The organism is Paenibacillus qinlingensis, assembly GCF_013204845.1.
Lineage (GTDB): Bacteria > Bacillota > Bacilli > Paenibacillales > NBRC-103111 > Paenibacillus_E > Paenibacillus_E qinlingensis.
This window is the reverse complement of sequence record NZ_JABMKY010000018.1, coordinates 126,535-145,293: the sequence shown is the minus strand read 5'-3', so window position 1 is coordinate 145,293 and position 18,759 is coordinate 126,535. Positions and strand designations below refer to the sequence as shown.

Annotated in this window: 17 protein-coding genes; 3 read left to right on the top strand and 14 right to left on the bottom strand. The window is 48.0% G+C overall.

Annotated features, from left to right (window positions below):
* Positions 1 to 125: 125 nt before the first annotated feature.
* From HQN88_RS26700 to HQN88_RS26650, 11 genes are all read right to left on the bottom strand, one after another.
* On the bottom strand, positions 126 to 1,628 hold the full coding sequence (locus HQN88_RS26700; protein WP_173118231.1) for an amidase family protein: 1,503 nt from the start codon (positions 1,626 to 1,628) through the stop codon (positions 126 to 128).
* A 131-nt stretch (positions 1,629 to 1,759) separates the two neighbouring features.
* On the bottom strand, positions 1,760 to 2,632 hold the full coding sequence (locus HQN88_RS26695; RefSeq protein ID WP_173118230.1) for a VOC family protein: 873 nt from the start codon (positions 2,630 to 2,632) through the stop codon (positions 1,760 to 1,762).
* Between the two features lie 69 nt (positions 2,633 to 2,701).
* Positions 2,702 to 3,364 carry a bifunctional 2-keto-4-hydroxyglutarate aldolase/2-keto-3-deoxy-6-phosphogluconate aldolase gene (locus HQN88_RS26690; protein WP_056617588.1) on the bottom strand — a complete coding sequence of 221 codons (663 nt, stop codon included), beginning with the start codon at positions 3,362 to 3,364 and terminating at the stop codon, positions 2,702 to 2,704.
* Positions 3,365 to 3,427: 63 nt separating this feature from the next.
* Positions 3,428 to 4,393 (bottom strand): sugar kinase, encoded by a 966-nt coding sequence (locus tag HQN88_RS26685; RefSeq protein WP_173118229.1) that lies wholly within the window; start codon positions 4,391 to 4,393, stop codon positions 3,428 to 3,430.
* Positions 4,394 to 4,592: 199 nt separating this feature from the next.
* Positions 4,593 to 5,453 carry an inositol monophosphatase family protein gene (locus tag HQN88_RS26680; protein WP_173118227.1) on the bottom strand — a complete coding sequence of 287 codons (861 nt, stop codon included), beginning with the start codon at positions 5,451 to 5,453 and terminating at the stop codon, positions 4,593 to 4,595.
* Positions 5,454 to 5,648: 195 nt separating this feature from the next.
* Entirely contained in the window at positions 5,649 to 6,419 is a 771-nt protein-coding gene (gene fabI, locus HQN88_RS26675; protein ID WP_028555353.1) for an enoyl-ACP reductase FabI, read from the bottom strand.
* Positions 6,420 to 6,515: 96 nt separating this feature from the next.
* Positions 6,516 to 7,505, bottom strand: a complete 990-nt coding sequence (uvsE, locus tag HQN88_RS26670) for a UV DNA damage repair endonuclease UvsE (protein ID WP_173118226.1) — start codon at positions 7,503 to 7,505, stop codon at positions 6,516 to 6,518.
* A gap of 191 nt (positions 7,506 to 7,696) precedes the next feature.
* A complete protein-coding gene (locus tag HQN88_RS26665; protein WP_173118225.1) occupies positions 7,697 to 8,128 on the bottom strand; it encodes a hypothetical protein in 432 nt (143 codons plus the stop codon).
* A 698-nt stretch (positions 8,129 to 8,826) separates the two neighbouring features.
* On the bottom strand, positions 8,827 to 9,144 hold the full coding sequence (locus HQN88_RS26660) for a hypothetical protein (protein WP_173118224.1): 318 nt from the start codon (positions 9,142 to 9,144) through the stop codon (positions 8,827 to 8,829).
* A gap of 7 nt (positions 9,145 to 9,151) precedes the next feature.
* Positions 9,152 to 10,294: a D-alanine--D-alanine ligase gene (locus tag HQN88_RS26655; RefSeq protein WP_173118223.1), complete on the bottom strand. Its 1,143-nt coding sequence runs from the start codon at positions 10,292 to 10,294 to the stop codon at positions 9,152 to 9,154.
* Positions 10,295 to 10,333: 39 nt separating this feature from the next.
* Positions 10,334 to 11,356 (bottom strand): amidase domain-containing protein, encoded by a 1,023-nt coding sequence (locus tag HQN88_RS26650; RefSeq protein WP_173118222.1) that lies wholly within the window; start codon positions 11,354 to 11,356, stop codon positions 10,334 to 10,336.
* Between the two features lie 234 nt (positions 11,357 to 11,590).
* On the opposite strand from HQN88_RS26650, the gene acnA reads away from it, so the two are divergent.
* Both acnA and sleB read left to right on the top strand, forming a co-directional pair.
* Positions 11,591 to 14,308 carry an aconitate hydratase AcnA gene (gene acnA / locus HQN88_RS26645; RefSeq protein ID WP_173118221.1) on the top strand — a complete coding sequence of 906 codons (2,718 nt, stop codon included), beginning with the start codon at positions 11,591 to 11,593 and terminating at the stop codon, positions 14,306 to 14,308.
* Between the two features lie 225 nt (positions 14,309 to 14,533).
* On the top strand, positions 14,534 to 15,202 hold the full coding sequence (gene sleB / locus HQN88_RS26640) for a spore cortex-lytic enzyme (RefSeq protein WP_173118220.1): 669 nt from the start codon (positions 14,534 to 14,536) through the stop codon (positions 15,200 to 15,202).
* 111 nt (positions 15,203 to 15,313) lie between these two features.
* Here sleB and HQN88_RS26635 read toward each other — a convergent pair whose 3' ends face one another.
* Positions 15,314 to 16,231 (bottom strand): SRPBCC family protein, encoded by a 918-nt coding sequence (locus HQN88_RS26635; RefSeq protein WP_173118219.1) that lies wholly within the window; start codon positions 16,229 to 16,231, stop codon positions 15,314 to 15,316.
* 124 nt (positions 16,232 to 16,355) lie between these two features.
* On the bottom strand, positions 16,356 to 17,252 hold the full coding sequence (locus HQN88_RS26630) for a cation diffusion facilitator family transporter (protein WP_173118218.1): 897 nt from the start codon (positions 17,250 to 17,252) through the stop codon (positions 16,356 to 16,358).
* A gap of 93 nt (positions 17,253 to 17,345) precedes the next feature.
* Here HQN88_RS26630 and HQN88_RS37385 point away from each other — a divergent pair, with 93 nt between their 5' ends.
* Positions 17,346 to 17,552, top strand: a complete 207-nt coding sequence (locus HQN88_RS37385; RefSeq protein ID WP_216855835.1) for a hypothetical protein — start codon at positions 17,346 to 17,348, stop codon at positions 17,550 to 17,552.
* Positions 17,553 to 17,764: 212 nt separating this feature from the next.
* On the opposite strand, the gene HQN88_RS26620 is transcribed toward HQN88_RS37385, so the two are convergent.
* A complete protein-coding gene (locus HQN88_RS26620; protein ID WP_173118217.1) occupies positions 17,765 to 18,508 on the bottom strand; it encodes an IclR family transcriptional regulator in 744 nt (247 codons plus the stop codon).
* Positions 18,509 to 18,759: the final 251 nt, after the last annotated feature.

Genomic DNA, 18,759 nt, shown 5'->3' with positions numbered 1-18,759 from the left:
AGTCGGTTTTTCCGACTAACTCCACTGGCATAGCACCTAATTCCTCCGAGTTAGTCGGTTTTTCCGACTAACTCCCCTCAAACTTTCGTGTGCTGTTAGATGGATCTTTTGTTGTATTTTTAAAGCTAGGGATGTTGCTCCCTCACATTCTTCTTGTCCAAATCTGGCGGAACACGATGATGGGTAGCTTGCTCGAAACCGTAGGCGATTTTGATCAAAGTAGGTTCACTATACGCTCTGCCCGAAAATACTACCCCAAAAGGCCCCTTGGTTGAATGACCACGTGCGTCGATAACTCCCTCTTCAGAATACCCGGCCGGAACTGAAATCAATGGGTAGCCCAGTCGAGCCGCGATATACAGGCCATCCACATCACCAGGGAGCAGGAGCGCATCTAAGTCGTCTTTTTCAAGTGCATAGTCAATTCCTTGTTGGAGTGGCTGCTCCTTGTAGGCTTGGATCTTCTGCAGATAGGTTGCCTCCGTCAAGGTTGTTTCTTGTGAGCGAACGAGCGTGTCTTGCCCGAATTTCAAAGCAGCTTCTGCATGGTTGTCGTTATAAGCAATCAGCTCTTCCAAAGAGTGAACAGGTATGTCTTCAGCCAAACGCGATAAATAGGCATTCAGGCCTTTTTTGAATTCATAGGTGATAGCATCATTGTTCCAGTTTTGCTGTTCCACGTGTAAGATAACCGGATCTACGATTGTTGCGCCTTCCATGGTCAGGGTTGCAATGGCGGCTTCCATAATGGCTAATCGTTCTTTGTCCAAATGTTGATAATAATGCCGCGGAATGCCGATTCTGGCCTGACGTAAGAAACTCGTATCCAAAAACGGTGTGTAGTCTTGTAAAGCGACTTTTCTGCTCGCTAGCGTAGCAGGATCCTCGCTGTCAGAGCCCGTTAATGCCCCTAACAAAATAACAGCATCCTTCACTGTCCTAGCTATCGGCCCAGGGGTATCCTGACTGTTTGAGATCGGGATAATCCTCGCACGGCTCACTAGTCCAACCGTAGGCTTGATTCCCACTACAAAATGCTGACTTGCTGGTCCAACAATAGAACCTGCCGTCTCCGTTCCGATAGAAGCAGCCCCTAGATTTGCAGCTACTGCCGCCGCCGAACCCGAGCTAGACCCGCTCACGAACATTTCCCCAGGGCCATAAGGGTTAAGCACTTGCCCGCCACGTGAACTATATCCTGCAGGCATGGAGCTAGACATAAAGTTCGACCATTCTGACATATTCGTTTTCCCTAGCAAAACGGCACCTGCTGCTCGCAGCTTCGCTGCTACAAATGAATCCTTAGCCGCATACGAATCCGCCAGTGCAATCGAGCCAGCACTCGTATGCATGTTATCCCCTGTATCGATATTATCTTTGAGAAGAATCGGTATCCCGTGTAATCTCCCACGGCTCCCTGATTCCTTGCGTTCTTTATCTAAGTCCTTGGCGATATGGATCGCGTCGGGATTGATTTCTAATATTGAATTGATGGTAGAATCATACATGTCTATTCGCTCTAGATATACCCGAACAAGTTCCTCTGAGGTTACTGCGCCTGTCTCCATGGCCACCTGCATACTTTCTATATCTGCTTCTATCATCCAATCCTTTAGGTACTTAATCACTTGATCGACTCCCTGCTGCTTTCTTGGGTAACTTGTTGTGTTGTATCCAACTTACCATAAGCCGGGATATGGCATATATAGAAAGATTAACTATAGTCGAATTAGACGGTAATTCCCTGTGCATGTATCCCTTACCCACTAACCCCATGCAGCTCACGAATACGCCGGGCAGCACGCATATGGTGTTTGGCATGTCCAGCCATCATTTTCAGCAATTGTGCAACGGTTTCTTCCCGATTCGTCGTCCGTATGGTTCGGTCTAAAGCATCCGGAAGATGCTTGCACAGCCCAAGAATATGCTGCCTTACCGCTCCAAATAGTAGGACTTCAGCAGCGATTGGCCGCTGTGCGTAGTGCAGCCCACGATGCCAATCATCCGGTTGAAACGAATTTCCCACGTACATTCGTCCCGGCTCCGCAAGTGCAAATTTCACTTTGTGTATAGTGATCAGCTCCAAATCGATCAGATGCAGCACGTGCTCACGTATCGACCACTTATCATGCACTTCACGTAAGTTAAGCTGCGCATCGGATAAACCGTCAATGGCTTGCTGCAACTCTGCCACGCCCGCTTCATACATCTCCATAATCTCGATATGGGTTGGGAACAGTTCCTCCCAGTAAACCAGTGTATACCCATCCATGGTCGGAACATGGCGTTCACGAATATGTTCTGCATCCTTACTCGCTATATCCTGCTGGAAGCCTCTGGCTAGCAAGTTTGACTCCACGTCAATTACAGAAGTTACACCGATGTAAACAAGGCTTCCAGCTTGTGCTTTGCTGTAATTCGGTCTTAACCAACGGTTCAGAACCTCATTAGGTTCACACCCCTCTACGACTAGAACAGCCTCATCTGCTGTGTCACCAATGTGCAGCAATGCCGCACGGCCCCCCTCATCCTGCTCAAGCAACTCCCAACCTAGCTGACTTCTATAAAAAGTTATCGACTTCTCCAAATTGCTCACACTGAGCAATAATCTAGCCCGACCGTTCGGCTCCATATGCCCTGCCTCCATTTCCGCACAAAAAAATACGCTCCGTCTTAATTTCGACGGAGCGCATGTAAAAGCCTACTTCTTGGCCGCTTGGTAGGCCTCGATATATTGTGCAGCCTTCTTAGCAACAAGGCTGTAGTTTCCTGTTTTGACGGCTTCGCTGGTCAAATCGGAGCCGATGCCGACGGCAACTGCGCCGGCCTGAATCCATTCGCCGAGGTTGCTCAGCGACACCCCGCCAGTAGGCATAATGTTCGCCTGTGGCAGCGGACCCTTAATGGCCTTAATCATCGCCGGGGAGTACAGATTACCCGGGAAGAGCTTCACAATGTCCACGCCAAGCTCTAGCGCGGCTTGAATATCCGCAATGGTCATGCACCCTGGCATGATCGGCACACGATACCGGTTACACAGTGTAACGGTGCTAGGGTTCAACGATGGGCCGACAACGAACTCGGCCCCGCTTAGGATCGCGGCACGCGCTGTTTCCGGGTCAAGGGCTGTGCCCACCCCGATAATCGCGTACTTAGACGCGTCCTTCGCTGTGCTCGAGTAGCGCTTCGCAAGCTCCTCGATGGCGCGCAGCGCGAAAGGCACGGTCATCGTGACTTCGATGACTTTGATACCGCCGGCGATCGCTTGATCCGCCATTTCGACGACTTCTTCTGGTGTATCTCCGCGTAGGACGGCAACGACGCCCTCATTTGTAATTTGCTGAAGCAATTGAAGTTTCTTCACTGGTCATCTTCCCTTCTATGTGTAAGCATGTATGATTTATCTTTCGTATCTTCTTCCAAACAATTAACGTTCAATATGTTTAATGTTGTTAAGTACTGCTTCCACTTGCTCCCACGTTGGAGCACCTTCCCAATCGCCTTCCGTCTGCACAATCATGGAGCCCACCAAATTCCCGATGCGAACAGCCTCAGGGTACTCATAAGCTTTTAGCACGCCCACCAAAAAGCCCGCACAGAACCCATCGCCCGCACCCACGGTATCAATGACTTGCTCTGCTTTGAAGTACGGCACTGTTGTAATCGTATCCGCCGTAACGACATATGTGACATCTTCTCCACCCTTGACGATCGAAACGGCCGACAATTCGCGCAGCTTGCTAACAATGACATCCCAGTCTTCCGTTTGGTACAGCAGTTTCAGCTCATCCAGACCTGGCAGGAAAATATCCGATAGTTTCGCAAGTTCAAGCAGCACAGGGCGTGCTTCTTCAATGCTCCACAGTTTCAAACGCAGGTTCGGATCAAAACTAACCTTCACGCCATGCTTACGAGCCAAGCGAACAGCTTCAAAAGCCGCCTCTCTGCACGACTCACTCAAAGCCGGTGTGATACCAGTAATATGCAATATTTTAGCCCCAGCGATGTACGCCTCATCCAAATGTTTCGGGCTCATCTGACTTGCCGCTGAGTTTTTGCGGTAGTAGTAAACGGACGTTTTGCCCATTAGAACTTCACGCATCATAAGCCCTGTTGGCGCATCGGGCGTCATTTCCGCACGGGAAACGTCGACACCTTCACCACGGATTTTTTTGAAAATCATACGACCTAACGGGTCCTTACCTAGTCTGCCGAACCAACCCACATGACCGCCAAGACGTGAAATACCGATCGCCACATTGCTCTCAGCACCGCCAAACAGGCTATGCAGCTCCGAGGAGTACTCCAAGCCCTTACCTCCTGAAGGCATGAGCAATGCCATTGTTTCTCCAAACGTAATAATATCTGGTCCTGATCCTGTATTTACCGACATAGAAGCACTCCATCCATTCCGATCACGACTCGCGTGTCCCGTTAATTGAAACGTTTAAATAAATGAGATATCTCATATTATAGTGGATTTGAACGGATTTCACCAGACTTTTACGACGGACTCCCACAGTTCCAAAAGAGGAAAAAACCTCCTGCGGGGTCATTCCTCATGGAACGACCTTGCAAGAGGTTTTTTAAATTTATATTTTTGTAGCTTCTGCTAAGGCTAGCTCGTTCTGAAACTCTTCGTGAATGCGTCCATTCGATGCCATCACGTTACGAACGCCCAAGTGATAAGGATTACCTTCCGTATCTGTCACACGGCCGCCTGATTCTGTAATAAGCAAGGCACCTGCTGCAATGTCCCAAGCATTGAGACCGATTTCCCAAAACCCGCTAAGACGCCCAGCAGCCACATAGGCCAAATGCAGCGCAGCGGAGCCTGCCACACGGATGTTACGAACTTTCGGAGAAAGCGCCTGAACGCCTTTCAGGTTAATGGGCAGCGCGCCGTCACGGTCAGCCGGGAATCCAGTAGCGATTAAACTGGTAAGCAGCGTCTCATCCGCGGAAACCTCTGTCTTTTTGCCGTGCATGTAAGCGCCTTTCCCTTTCTCAGCAACGAATAATTCGTCGCGTGATGGGTCGTATACAACACCTACAATGACTTCACCTTTATGTGCCAGTGCGATCGATACGGAGAAAAAAGGAAAACCATGAACGAAGTTCGTTGTACCATCAATCGGGTCCACGATCCAGAGATACTCTTCGTCACTCATTTCTTGCAAAGCTTTGGCTGACGCCTCCGGACCTGGCTCTACGCCTTCCTCCCCAAGGATGGAATGGTTCGGGAAATGCGTCATAATCAGATTGCGAATCAATTTCTCCGTTCCTTTATCAACCTCGGTCACAAGGTCTTGAGCAGAGAATTTCGTCCCTACATGATTAATATCTCCAAGCTTGGTTTTGATCCACTGACCTGCCTTAGCTGCCGTATTAATGGCTACAGCTGTAAAACTTTTACTACCCACAACGAAAGTTTCCGTCCCACCTTGTACCATATATATCAACTCTTTCTTTTCATTAATTTAGATAATACGTTAAGTATAGTAAATTATACGTTTCTAATACTAGTGCGTTTCATCCTAAATTATTCGTACATTTTCACATTTGGTGCGGAATTTAAACGAAAAGAACCGTAGCGGCCCAAAGACCGTACGGTTTTCCTTCTTTTATATCTATGAAAATAAAACCTTCTATATACCAACGATATGATACCCGCCGTCGACATAAATAACTTCGCCTGTGATACCACGGGACAAGTTGCTCATGAGGAACATCGCTGTATCGCCAACTTCAGCTGTATCCGTTGTTTTACGAAGTGGAGCTTTCTCTTCAACTTGACGCAGAATGGAGTTGAAATCTTTGATCCCTTTGGCAGCCAAAGTACGAATTGGCCCTGCCGAGATGCCGTTTACGCGGATACCGAATTGGCCAAGATCTGCCGCGAGGTAACGAACGCTAGCTTCAAGCGCAGCTTTGGCAACGCCCATTACGTTGTAGTTCTTCATAGCGCGTTCTGCGCCAAGGTAAGTCATCGTCATAATGCTTCCGCCTTCGGTCATCAGCGGGTAAATGCGTTTGGATACGGCCACTAGAGAGTACGCACTGATGTCATGCGCAAGCGCGAAACCATCGCGTGATGTATCAACGAACAGCCCGTCCAGCTCTTCTGTTTTAGCAAAAGCAATACTATGTACAAGACCGTGCACGACACCGAACTTTTCTTTGAGCGCGGAAGCCAAGGTATCGATTTCTGCATCTACGGTTACGTTACAAGGCATCAACGTGGAGCCTGGGATCGTGTCAGCTAGCTTACGTACGCGTTCTTCAACGCGCTCGTTTTCGAACGTGAACACCAAATTAGCACCTTGAGCGGCTAAAGATTGTGCAATGGCCCAAGCGATACTGCGGTCATTGGCAACACCCATAACAAGTATATTTTTTCCGTTTAACAATTGACTCATGGTTCGTAGAAGCCCCTCTCACAATGGCATGGTTAGTCATTAGATCTACCTTCCAAAGTACCCCATTTTGTCCAACAATTCAAGAAAAATATGGGATTAGAGCGTAAGCGATGCTTCATCGAGGGCTGTGACACCTTCTTGTCCTTTCAGGTCTTCCATTAGCTTGAAAAGGGCGCTATCCTTCATCTTGGCTTCGATCATGATATCCAGCTTCGGCGTGATGGGAGCGATGGATTTCAGGAATGTGTATAAAGGTCCTACCTCCACGTAGTCGGCATGACTTCTTGGTTCTGTTTCGCCTTTGGGGCTGGAAACGTGAATTTTGGGAGGAAGTGAGGCTGACGCCTCATCCAAATGCAAGCGTGCGCGCCTTAGCCAGGTTTCTTGAATGCGTGGCCACAACTGGGCGACATCTTCCCCATTGTTATTGACCGCATGATGATGCACATCCAGTACCATGGGAGCACCGACTTCCTCGGCAATCTCGAGCGTCTCTAGGGCATTGAAGGTTTTGTCGTCATTTTCGAGCGTGATTCGTTGTTGAATCGGAATCCGCATGGCGGTGAAGTTTTGGACAAATCGCTTCGCAGATTTTATTTTATCCCCATAGGAACCGCCAACGTGAATGTTGCACATGGCTTCCATGCCAAGTCCCATCGCATTCAGCATGGCCGAGTGGCGCTCCAAGTCTTCGACCGATTTCTGGAGGACGTCCTTCCGTGGCGTGCTGAGCACGGTGAAATGATCGGGATGGAAGCTAACGCGCATGTTATTCTGCTTGGCGTAGCTGCCAAGCTCCTCAAATTCTGCCGACAATGCAGGGATCGGATCCCAATCGCCTAGCATCTCATGACCAATCAGCGGGATGAAACGAGAAGAAAATCTGAAAACCATGATGTCATGAGCACGATTATGTTTGAGCAAACGGAGCGTATTATGTAAGTTCTCAGCGCCGATGCGCTGCAGCTTGCGAATAGCTGCCTCGCGATTGAGCAGCTTGCTGAAGTTTGTTGCCGTCATCGTCTTGGACGGGGAAGCATTCTTTACCACAGTGGACATGGCTACGTATCCTAGGCGAATAAGCATGTTCGGGTTAACCTCCAGATTCGATTGCATATGAAATGTACGGCTACTTCGGCTGTATTGGTGCTTGGCGTTGCTGCAAAAACCGAATTTTCTCATAATTAGATTACCCTAGCGAATAGGTGCACATACAAACAAACCCATCAACGTCCAAACGTCAGAAGGGTTTGTTGTACGATGCGATGAAGGCCTGATTAATGCTCGTATTTAATCTCGATACGTGCAAGTATACCGGCTGGATTGCATACGCTTCGGTTTGCATCGGATGGGGAGTTAAATCCAGCAATTACAATATTATTTTCACCTTTTTGAAGAAAAGGCTCGATATGAAATGTTCTCCCTGGATTGTAGAAGGCTACCGTATCCTGCGGTGGGTCAATAATCACCGGTACTCCATTGATGAGTACGATGGCATAGTTGTCAACGGCTAGGAATAACTTGGCTTTCTTAATTTTCTTCGAGTGGACTTTGAATGTTTTGGCGACCACTCCTGCTGGCCCATCGGAATCACTCGCTCCCCAAACATAAGCTTCACCTTCTCTCGGCTGCACCCATGCCTCATTTGGCTCGTTTTCAATGGCGTTCACCCAACTGCCGTCAGTACTAATGATCGTGTGTTTTTCCATGTATAATCACTTCCTTTCTAGTAGGATAAGCTATTATATGAATCTAGCACTCTATTGGAAAGGGACAAAAGAAACCGTATATACATACTGATTTATACTATAGGAAGGGCCATTGCGAAAACGTAGCCTTAAGCGTCAACTATCTCGCCATTGAACAAGTTACAACTTTAAAATAGTTCTCAGCTTGAAGACGCAGAAGTCGATTTTCGACATCTCGGAGGGGGAGTGGTGTGTATGCGCTACTGAGACTGCGATTTCGGACGTCTCACACAAGAGTTTCGTTAATCCAGCTAGTTTGTTTGACTGAGAAGTCGATTTTCGACGTCTCAGAGGGGGAATGGTGTGTGTGCGCTACTGAGACTGCGATTTCCGACGTCTCACGCAAGAGTTTGGTTAAAGAGTAAGGTCAAAAGACTGGCGCGCAGGACTTTAATGCCCAAAACGGGCCTTATCCTACGGTTCGACGGCCCAGGGGACGGAAATAGCGCCCTTTTCGGGCGCTATTGTTGGCTTTTCCTCGCAGCTGAGCTGACGCACAGGACTTTAATGCCCAAAATGGGCCTTATCCTACGGAGCGACAGCCCGGGGCACGGAAATAGCGCCCTTTTGGGGCGCTATTGTTGGCTTTTCCCCGCAGCTGCGCTGGCGGGAAAAGACGCAAAACAAAAAACACCGACCCCCTAAAGGTCGGTGTTTCTCTAAGCTTGCTCGCCGAAAAACATTTCGAATGCAAGCGAGGTCTGAATGCGAGCTTCTTCCTCGGTTAACCGCCGAATGAGCTCCATCTCCACTTGTGTAACCTCTTCACCTTGAAAATTGATTTCTGCAATAGAAGCTACGATACGAACAATTGCAATTGCTTGATTCTCAGGCGTGTATGCGATAACTTTTTGGCCTGTCAGGAAAACACGGAAGCCGCTTTTCACCATTTTGCCGCGGCCATACTCCAGTAGCTCGTAGAGCTCTTGTTCGGACTTAAACTTACAAACTGAATTAAATTCTGTTTGAAATCCCATAGCTCATCTACTCCGTATCAAAAGAATATTGGATATTTTGCTTCGCTGCGTGACGCTCAAGCGCCAAACGAATCAGATCATCAAGCAGCTCTTTATAGGGTTTACCTGTCTCCTGCCAGAGCAGCGGATACATACTGAACGGCGTGAAACCAGGCATCGTGTTGATTTCGTTGATATAGATCTTTTGATCGATTTTGCCTAAGAAAAAGTCCACACGAGACAAGCCGCTACCATCAACCGCCAGGAACGCACGAAGAGCCAGCGCTCTGACCTCATCCGATACCTCTTGCGAGATCTCGGCAGGAATAATCATCGCTGATTTACCATCCAAATATTTGGCTTTGTAATCGTAGAATTCATTGGAAGATACGATCTCACCAACAACGGAAGCGATAGGCTCATCATTCCCCAGAACGGCAACTTCGATTTCGCGAGCATCGATATTTTCTTCAATAATAACTTTGCGATCATATTGGAAAGCAAAAGCAACCGCCGCGATCAACTCTTCTTGATTTCTCGCTTTGGAAATTCCCACGCTTGAGCCTAAGTTAGCCGGCTTCACGAAACATGGGTAGCCAATCGCTGTTTCCAGCTCCATGAGGTGATACGCGCGGTTCTTTTCCCACTCGGTACGGGTAAAATGACGGAAAATGCACTGTGGAAGTCCTTCCTGCGCAAAAACCTTTTTCATCATGACTTTATCCATGCCGACAGCAGAAGCCAGTACACCTGCACCTACATAAGGGATGTTCGCCATTTCCAAAAGTCCTTGAATCGTCCCATCTTCCCCGAACGTGCCATGTAAAAGCGGGAAAACGACATCTAATCCGAGATCCTCCGCTCCAGCGGATGTAATAGAAGAAACAGCTACATCACCTTTTGTTTGAATACCGCCAAAAATCGGTGCCAACGCGTTGGAAGCCGGAGCTCCAGCATCTCCCGTACTGAATGTCAGCACTTCTTTGGACTGGGCGGGACCTAGAAGCGGCGCTCCGCTTCTCCACTCTCCTTTTTTGGATATATAAAACGGTGTAATCTCATATTTCGTGAAATCCACAGCTTTCATAACCGCCAATGCTGTTTGCAAAGACACATCATGCTCACCGGATTTCCCTCCATAAATTAAACCAATTCGTATTTTGCGGCTCATTACGTACCTCCGTCTAGTATTTACAATTTCTATGCCTTCTTACATTTCATCAGCAACATGAATGAACGTGTATTTCGTCCGTTCCGACCAAGCAGGTGAATCCTTGTATGCCCAGTACCGATTACGGCTATTAAAGGTATGCGCATTAACGAGCGGCATCCCATTGGCATCTTTACCTATCACGATTGTGTTGTGCTGAAAGCGACCATCGCCATCCCAGTCATAGCTGATCGTGTCTCCTGGCTGTAGCTCCCAGGCGTCCTTGACGACTGTACCTGTCAAACCATGCTTATGAGGACGTTCCAAGTAATGATGCAAGCTGTTGGCAACTGCCCAACTATAGCTCCATAGCTCTTGATGCCCTTTTTTGCCAGCATACCACCAGCCTGATTCCCTTTTCCCAGTATAGTCCATTGGAGCCCCGCCTGCAAAGAGGCATTGCGAGACATAATTCGTGCAATCTACTTCAAAATATTCATAATTTGGATTCGGTGTTTGCCACCATTTTTCCGCATATTGGACGGCTTTGGGACGATTATAAATGATTTTACGGTGAGCGGATTCCAGACCACTCGTATTGCGTATACTAGGATTGATATAAGGAAGAGATGGCGAGCTGCGCTGGGTGTCTAGGAATGTTTCATTCTCTGACAAATGGAAGCTGCGGCCACGGCTGGGCTGAGACTTCTCGCTCTGCAAAAGCTCTGCACTTTGAACCTTCCACCCTAAAGCCTGTTGCTCGATGATCACTCGCTCTGACTCTATACGCTCCTCCTGATGTTCTATTAAACCAATTTGATAGGTCAAAAACCGATGCAACTGGATATCCGCGATAATACCATATGGTAATTCCTTAATACCTTGCATACGGAGCTTTGTTTCTCCGCGCAGCAGCTTAGCGTCACGCTCTCGGTAACTGTTCAGGAGCCTTCGCACCTTGACATCCTGTTTCCGTACATAAGCGCTGTCCGAGACAAATGCTTCCAAGGGTTCGGATGAGCCCTCAAGCTCAGCCTGGTTTTTTGCATGAACGTAATTATAAAGCGCCGTTTTCCAGGACATCTTGGTATCCCTCCTTAGCTTTTATTAAGGTTTTAATGCGTTTTGTTAGGACAAGCCCGAATTGCTTTGAATTGATTCAATATATGACATTTTGACGGTAAAAATGATTGAAATTAATCTTTACTCACACGTGGCGAAGCGCTATACTTGAGGTAGAGGGAATTATGAAATCGAGTTTCACTAGATGAAATTTGGTGACATGGTTAGATATTATAATTTGAGGAGGAACTACCTATGTCCAATAAGGACTCTTTTTCTGTGCGTAAGCAGTTAACTGTCGGCACGAAATCGTTCCAGTATTACAGCCTTCCTGACTTTGAAAGTCAAGGTCACGGCACAATTAGCAATCTGCCAGTTTCGATCCGCGTATTGCTTGAAGCTGCTGTCCGTCAATTCGATGGTCGCGCAATTACAAGTGAGCACGTGAAACAAATCGCTGGCTGGGCTGAAGGCCGCGATGAAAACAAAGAAATTCCTTTCATTCCTGCTCGTATCGTTCTTCAAGATTTCACAGGTGTTCCAGTCGTCGTTGACCTTGCGGCAATGCGTGCGACTATGGCTCGTGAAGGTGGAGATCCTAGACGTATTAATCCACTTGTTCCTGTTGACCTTGTAATTGACCACTCTGTCATGGTTGATGCTTTCGGTTCCCCGGATGCACTCGAAATGAACATTAACTTAGAATTCGAAAGAAACGAAGAGCGTTACCGCTTCTTGCGTTGGGCGCAAACAGCATTCGATAACTTCCGTGCTGTGCCACCTTCAACAGGTATCGTTCACCAAGTTAACTTGGAGTACTTGGCATCTGTTGCAGCAACGAAAACAATTGACGGCGAAACTGTCGTGTACCCGGATTCCCTCGTAGGTACAGACTCCCATACAACAATGATTAACGGTCTTGGTGTTGTAGGTTGGGGCGTTGGCGGTATCGAAGCGGAAGCTGGTATGCTTGGTCAACCTCTATACTTCGTAGCTCCAGACGTCGTTGGTTTCAAATTAACTGGTCAATTGGCAGAAGGCGCTACAGCGACTGACTTGGCATTGACGGTTACTCAAATTTTGCGTAAAAAAGGCGTTGTTGGTAAATTCGTTGAGTTCTTCGGTCCTGGACTAAGCAACATCTCCTTGGCTGACCGCGCAACAGTTGCGAACATGGCTCCTGAGTACGGCGCAACAATAGGTTTCTTCCCTGTTGATAACGAAACATTGAACTACTTGCGTGCAACTGGCCGTGAGGAAGAGCAAATTGCACTTGTAGAAGCTTATTACAAAGCACAAGGCATGTTCCGCACAGACAGCACGCCAGATCCAGTGTTCACAGATGTTCTTGAACTTGATCTTAGCACGGTAGTTCCAAGCTTAGCTGGTCCTAAACGTCCGCAAGATCGCGTAGAACTTACGAACATGAAAGAATCTTTCAACGCTATCATCCGTACACCGATCGAAAAAGGCGGATACGGCTTGACGGAAGAGAAAGTGGCTGAAGTTGTTGATGTTGTGTATCCAAACGAAACAGTTAAAATGGGTACTGGCGCAGTCGTCATCGCGGCGATTACTTCCTGTACGAACACATCCAACCCAAGCGTTATGATCGGTGCTGGACTTGTAGCGAAAAAAGCGGTAGCTCTTGGTTTGAAAAAACCAGCTTTCGTAAAAAGCTCTTTGACACCAGGTTCCCTTGTTGTTACTGAGTACCTGATCAAAGCAGGACTTCTTGAGTCCCTAGAAGCTCTTGGCTTCCACGTTGCTGGTTACGGCTGTGCAACTTGTATCGGTAACTCCGGTCCGCTTCCAGACGAAGTAAGCAAAGCGATTATCGACAACGATATGACAGTTGCTGCTGTTATCTCCGGTAACCGTAACTTCGAAGGCCGCGTTCACGCACAAGTAAAAGCGAACTACCTTGGATCACCTCCACTCGTTGTTGCTTATGCTCTTGCAGGTACTGTAAACATCGATCTTGCGACAGATCCTATCGGTTATGACCATACTAACAAACCTGTCTACTTGAAAGACATCTGGCCTACAAACCAAGAGATTCAAGATGCTCTTAACATTGCTATGAGCCCTGACATGTTCCGCGACAAATACAGCAACGTATTCCGCGCGAATGAGCGTTTCAACCAAATTCAAATCCCTGAAGGCGATCTGTATGAGTTCGATACGAACTCCACGTATATCCAAGAGCCTCCGTTCTTCACAGACTTAGGAACAGTTCTTGATGATATCGCAGATATCCGCAGCGCAAAAACACTAGCACTTATGGGCGATTCCGTTACAACGGATCACATCTCCCCAGCTGGTAACATCAAAGTAGACAGCCCTGGAGGCCAATACTTGATTAACCATGGTGTAAAAAGAGAAGACTTCAACTCCTACGGTTCCCGTCGTGGTAACCACGAAGTGATGATGCGCGGTACGTTCGCGAACATTCGTATTCGTAACCAAGTGGCACCAGGAACTGAAGGCGGCGTAACAACTTACTTGCCAACTGGCGAAGTGGAGTCCATCTACGATGCTTCCATGAAGTATCAAGCTGAAGGCCAAAACCTTGTCGTTATCGCAGGTAAAGAGTACGGAACTGGATCTTCCCGTGACTGGGCAGCAAAAGGTACTTTCTTGTTAGGCGTTAAAGCTGTTATCGCGGAAAGCTTCGAGCGTATCCACCGTAGTAATCTTGTTGGAATGGGCGTTCTTCCACTTCAATTCGTTAACGGCGAAAGCTGGAAAACACTAGGTATTACGGGTCGCGAAACATTCGACATCACTGGCCTTAGCAACGATGTTCAACCAGGTTCCACAGTAAAAGTTACTGCAACTCGTGAAGATGGCACTAGCTTCGAATTCACAGCTCTTGTGCGTTTGGATAGCTTGGTAGACGTAGACTACTACCGTAATGGTGGTATCCTGCAAACGGTTCTTCGTTCGATTCTTGCAGAAAACAAAAACTAATCATTATAATATCCAGCAAAACACACACACAAAGCTCGGGATTGCCTTCATGGCAGTCTCGGGCTTTTTCCTTTTGATGGAAAAACAAGTGATTAATTCACTCATTTTGCTCAAAAATTCAACCCTCCTGACCCTTACTGCCCCAAGGGATTGACTTACATTTCCAAAAACTGCGGGTTGAGACGAGGTATACTGGCACCTATACTGAGGAAAGCGAAAGGGGAGATGAAGATGATGTTGATTAAAAAACTAGTCGTAGTCGCACTCGTAGCTTCCTTTGGTTTAGGGATGAATGCAGGAACGTGGAGCCCGAAGGCATCCGCAGCAGAAGCTACGACTTTAAAGCAAGGCACACAAAATGGTGACGTATGGGACGCACAATTCCGACTAAAAACTTTAGGCATATATGAGCCTTCTATAGATGGAAAATATGGTCCGATTACAGCCGCGGCAGTTCGTAACTTCCAAACGAATTATGGACTTAGCGTGGACGGAATCGTTGGTGCGAAAACGTGGGAGTACTTGCAAAAATTCACGGTGAATCAAGCAGAGCTCGATATGCTGGCTAAAGTCATTTACAGTGAGGCACGCGGAGAATCCTATCAGGGTCAAGTAGCTGTTGGAGCGGTCGTTATGAACCGGTTAAAATCCAGTCAGTTCGAGAATACCATTCAAGGTATCGTGTTCGAGAGTGGTGCTTTTACGGCAGTCAGCGATGGCCAATATAATTTAACACCGGATAGTCAAGCTTATAAAGCTGCCTTAGAGGCTGTTCGCGGCTGGGACCCAACGGGTGGCGCACTCTACTATTTCAACCCAAAGACTGCGACAAGCTCTTGGATCTGGACACGTCAACAAACGGTACAGATTGGTAATCATATTTTTGCGAAGTAATAGTGTGCAAATCGTGTGATGAACGCGATGTATAAATAAAAAACACCTCTAGATGGAGCCGCCCAAGCGAGCTCGTGTAGAGGTGTTTTTTGTCCTAGAGAGGCTGCTGCGTTACGCTTGTTCCGCTAAATCCTTCATATGCTCCATAACTTCGAGATGCACATGGCGAATAATGCTTTTGGTCCATATATCGAAATAGAGAGATGGCTTCACTTTCAAATCATACCAGCTCGTGCCGATGAGTGTCGTGGTCCCGTCACCATTGTCTTCTAGAATAAATTGTCCTTTGGATAAACTCAAGTGCCCTAGTATTTCGGGATCATCTGGAAGTTTGGTTATGGCAAAGGTTAGCTTTCGGCTTTCTTCATACTCTACGATCTTCTCTTCGAAAATGATGCCGTTGCTGAAAATGCACTTTCGTGCTGCGCCAACATAATGGCCGTCTGCCGTGGATTGTACAGGGCTGGGCAAGCCGATTTTAAATAACCAATAATCAGGTTCTGACGTAATGGGTGAAAATGCGGTGACATGCTGCCATACAACTTCTGGCTTTGCATGAATTAAGATTCGGTCTGTGACCTGACTTTCACTTGGTTGAGCAGTCATCATATTGACTAGGATGAGAACGGCCATGGCCGAGAGAATACTGACGTTTAACGTTGAATGGTTCCATTTAAACATCAGTTTACCCGCCAGAACACCGAGTAATATAAAAAGATAGATCAGTGGAGCCACAATGATCAGGCAAATATACCCCTCGCCCATCATGAAATAACTATAAATTAAACCTACAACAAGATTAAGAAAAGCATAACCAAAAGATGGGCCAACCGACACGCGGTGGTTTCGCCAGAAATAGGCATTAATCATCCCCATGATAAACGGGAGCAAGACGAAATCCGATAAGATCAGAATCCCTCCCACACCTGTTGCTACCTTGACGATATACGCAGTAACAAGCATAAAGATGATTCCGCAACCATTAGCCACAGCGATTCCTAACCAGATATCTTTGGCTCTCCGACTCATTGTTTTCACTCCCTTGGACTGTCACGTAGACGTTGTCGATACGATACTATGACTAATCTAACGTGATTTGGAGTGATTGTAAATAATAACCAGTTTTATTATAAAAGAAAGCCAACGCACTTACTCAGGCGTCAGCTTGTTCTTCATACCACGGATTTAAGTGAACGAGCACCTCATCCACATCACTATGGGCCTCTTTGATTTTGCGCTTAATGCTGCGGCTGATATCATGACCTTCTTGAATCGTCAACTGGCCTGGAACGCCAAGTCTCGCATCAACTAATATGTAATGACCATGTTCCCTCGCACGAAGCCGATCAATCCGCTTAACCTCAGGTACATCTCGAATCAATGTGATATATTGCTCGATATAGGCTTGGCTGACACTACGCTCCATCAAAATATCAAAGGATTCGCTACCCATCTCGTAGGCCAGCTTTAATACAAGAAAGGAGACGATAATCCCCGCTACGGGGTCTCCGTAAGCCAAGTAGCTAATATTGTAGTGATCTCCGATCAATGCTAAGCCGATCCCCACCGAGGCCGCTATAGAGGCGTACACGTCCGCTAAATGGTCGTAGGCTGTGGCCATCAGCCCTTTGCTATTAAGCTGCTTTCCTATACGCATCGTGTAGATATAGAGAACTTGTTTCCACACGAGGGAAACGACAGCTGCACAAAGGGCAATGATATGCGCCTCGCCCGCTGGCTCAAATAGAGCATGTATCGAGTGATAGCCCATATAGATTGCGGCTCCGGCCAATATTATCGCAACAATAAAAGCCCCGAGCACCTCTGCTTTCCCGTGCCCGTAAGGATGATCCACATCCGCTGGTTTGGAGGATACGCGCATGGAGCTATAAGCCGTTGCAGTCGCAATAACATCTCCAGCGTTATGAATACCGTCGGCAATTAGCACTTGGCTATTGAACAGAAGGCCGACGATGATTTTGATGGCGGTCAGCACGATGTTACTGGCTAGGCTTATCCAGATCGCAAGCATCGAGGCTGTCTTCTTCATGATGGCCCACTCCCTTTCCCACTTTTAGTATGGCTTATCGGCGGTAAAGCATCCGTCTATGTTGGGGATTCGGATTTAGGCGTTGGGGTGGGAGTGCGTAGGGACGCGGAGGGACGCGGAGGGACGGACGGGACAGGATGGACAAGACGGGATGGGACAGGACAGGACGGGACAGGACGGGACAGGACGGGACAGGACGGGACAGGACGGGACAGGACGGGACAGGACGGGACAGGACGGGACAGGACGGGACAGGACGGGACAAGACGGGATGGGACAGAGCAAATGAAAAAGCAGTAATAAGCAAGTTTACCCTGCTTATTACTGCTTACATAGGTGCATATTGCGAGATAAGCCCACCGCGAGTGCTTATGAGCTGCAAGATGTCCCGTTTCGGGCGTATGTGCTAGCGATAAGCACCCTTACCTTGCTTATTGCTGCTTAGATCGGCGCATACAGCGTGATAGGACCACCGCGAGTGCTTATGTGCCGCAAGATGGACATTAATGCCGCTAGCGCAGCATCGTACCCATCCGGCGCGCCGCCTCCATAATCGTCGGCGCCTGCTCTTGCATCAGCTCCAGCGTAAGCCTGTTCGCTGGACCCGAGACCGCCAGGGCGGCCACTAGACGGCCGCCGCGGTCGAGAATGGGCGCGGACACAGCTGCCGCGCCGGGCTCACGCTCTTCGACGCTCGTGGCGAAGCCTGCGCGTCGTGTGTCGCTGAGCTGCTGCAGGTACGCCTGCGTGTCTAACCCTGTCGGCCAGTCGGCCGAGGTTAGCAGCTGCTCCAGCAGCCCTGGCTCAGCGAAGGCGACGAGCACCTTGCTCGAGGCGCCGACGTAAAGCGGCATTCGTGCCCCAACAGGGGCAACACGGCGAATGGCATGATTGCTCTGCACGGCTTGGATGCGCACGCGCACCAGGCCGTCCTGCACGTACAGCGAGATCGTCTCGCCGAGAAGATCTCGCAGCCGTTCCATCTCCGGCAGCAGAATGATGCCGGGGTCTCCCTCTTTGGACAGGTTAGCCGAAAGCTCCCAGAGCCGGTAGCCCAGTCTGTACTTATCCGTCGCTTCATCACGCATGATGAAGCCCTTGCCTTCAAGGGATGCTAGAAGGCGATGTACGGTACTTTTGTGTAGCTGCACACGTGTAGCAATTTCGGTTAACGTCAACTCAGACGCTCCTGTGAAACAAAGCATAATATCTAAAGCGCGCTCAACAGCACGCACGGTCAGCTTGCCATCTTCCATAGAAGAGTCACCACCTTTTATAAGCCAAACTGTTTCACTATATGAAACCTTGTTATGTTCAGTATAACGAAACTACACGGAACCGTAAAGGTCAAAGACCTCTTTTTCCCATTATTACAGAACCGTTACAATAGGCTTACAAATGCCGCATCTACATTGACTTGTAAGCGCATTCAGAATAATATTAAAGTACAGCATTATTTTTCAGAATATTTAAACAATTAACTCTCCCTTCCCAATTAACACCTCTA

Coding starts and splice junctions, on each gene's coding strand:
- HQN88_RS26695 (WP_173118230.1), bottom strand. CDS start 2,632: ATGGAGCCGAACGGTCGGGCTAGATTATTGCTCAGTGTGAGCAATTTG.
- HQN88_RS26685 (WP_173118229.1), bottom strand. CDS start 4,393: ATGTCGGTAAATACAGGATCAGGACCAGATATTATTACGTTTGGAGAA.
- HQN88_RS26680 (WP_173118227.1), bottom strand. CDS start 5,453: ATGGTACAAGGTGGGACGGAAACTTTCGTTGTGGGTAGTAAAAGTTTT.
- fabI (WP_028555353.1), bottom strand. CDS start 6,419: ATGAGTCAATTGTTAAACGGAAAAAATATACTTGTTATGGGTGTTGCC.
- uvsE (WP_173118226.1), bottom strand. CDS start 7,505: ATGCTTATTCGCCTAGGATACGTAGCCATGTCCACTGTGGTAAAGAAT.
- HQN88_RS26665 (WP_173118225.1), bottom strand. CDS start 8,128: ATGGAAAAACACACGATCATTAGTACTGACGGCAGTTGGGTGAACGCC.
- HQN88_RS26660 (WP_173118224.1), bottom strand. CDS start 9,144: ATGGGATTTCAAACAGAATTTAATTCAGTTTGTAAGTTTAAGTCCGAA.
- HQN88_RS26655 (WP_173118223.1), bottom strand. CDS start 10,294: ATGAGCCGCAAAATACGAATTGGTTTAATTTATGGAGGGAAATCCGGT.
- HQN88_RS26650 (WP_173118222.1), bottom strand. CDS start 11,356: ATGTCCTGGAAAACGGCGCTTTATAATTACGTTCATGCAAAAAACCAG.
- acnA (WP_173118221.1), top strand. CDS start 11,591: ATGTCCAATAAGGACTCTTTTTCTGTGCGTAAGCAGTTAACTGTCGGC.
- sleB (WP_173118220.1), top strand. CDS start 14,534: ATGAAGATGATGTTGATTAAAAAACTAGTCGTAGTCGCACTCGTAGCT.
- HQN88_RS26635 (WP_173118219.1), bottom strand. CDS start 16,231: ATGAGTCGGAGAGCCAAAGATATCTGGTTAGGAATCGCTGTGGCTAAT.
- HQN88_RS26630 (WP_173118218.1), bottom strand. CDS start 17,252: ATGAAGAAGACAGCCTCGATGCTTGCGATCTGGATAAGCCTAGCCAGT.
- HQN88_RS26620 (WP_173118217.1), bottom strand. CDS start 18,508: ATGGAAGATGGCAAGCTGACCGTGCGTGCTGTTGAGCGCGCTTTAGAT.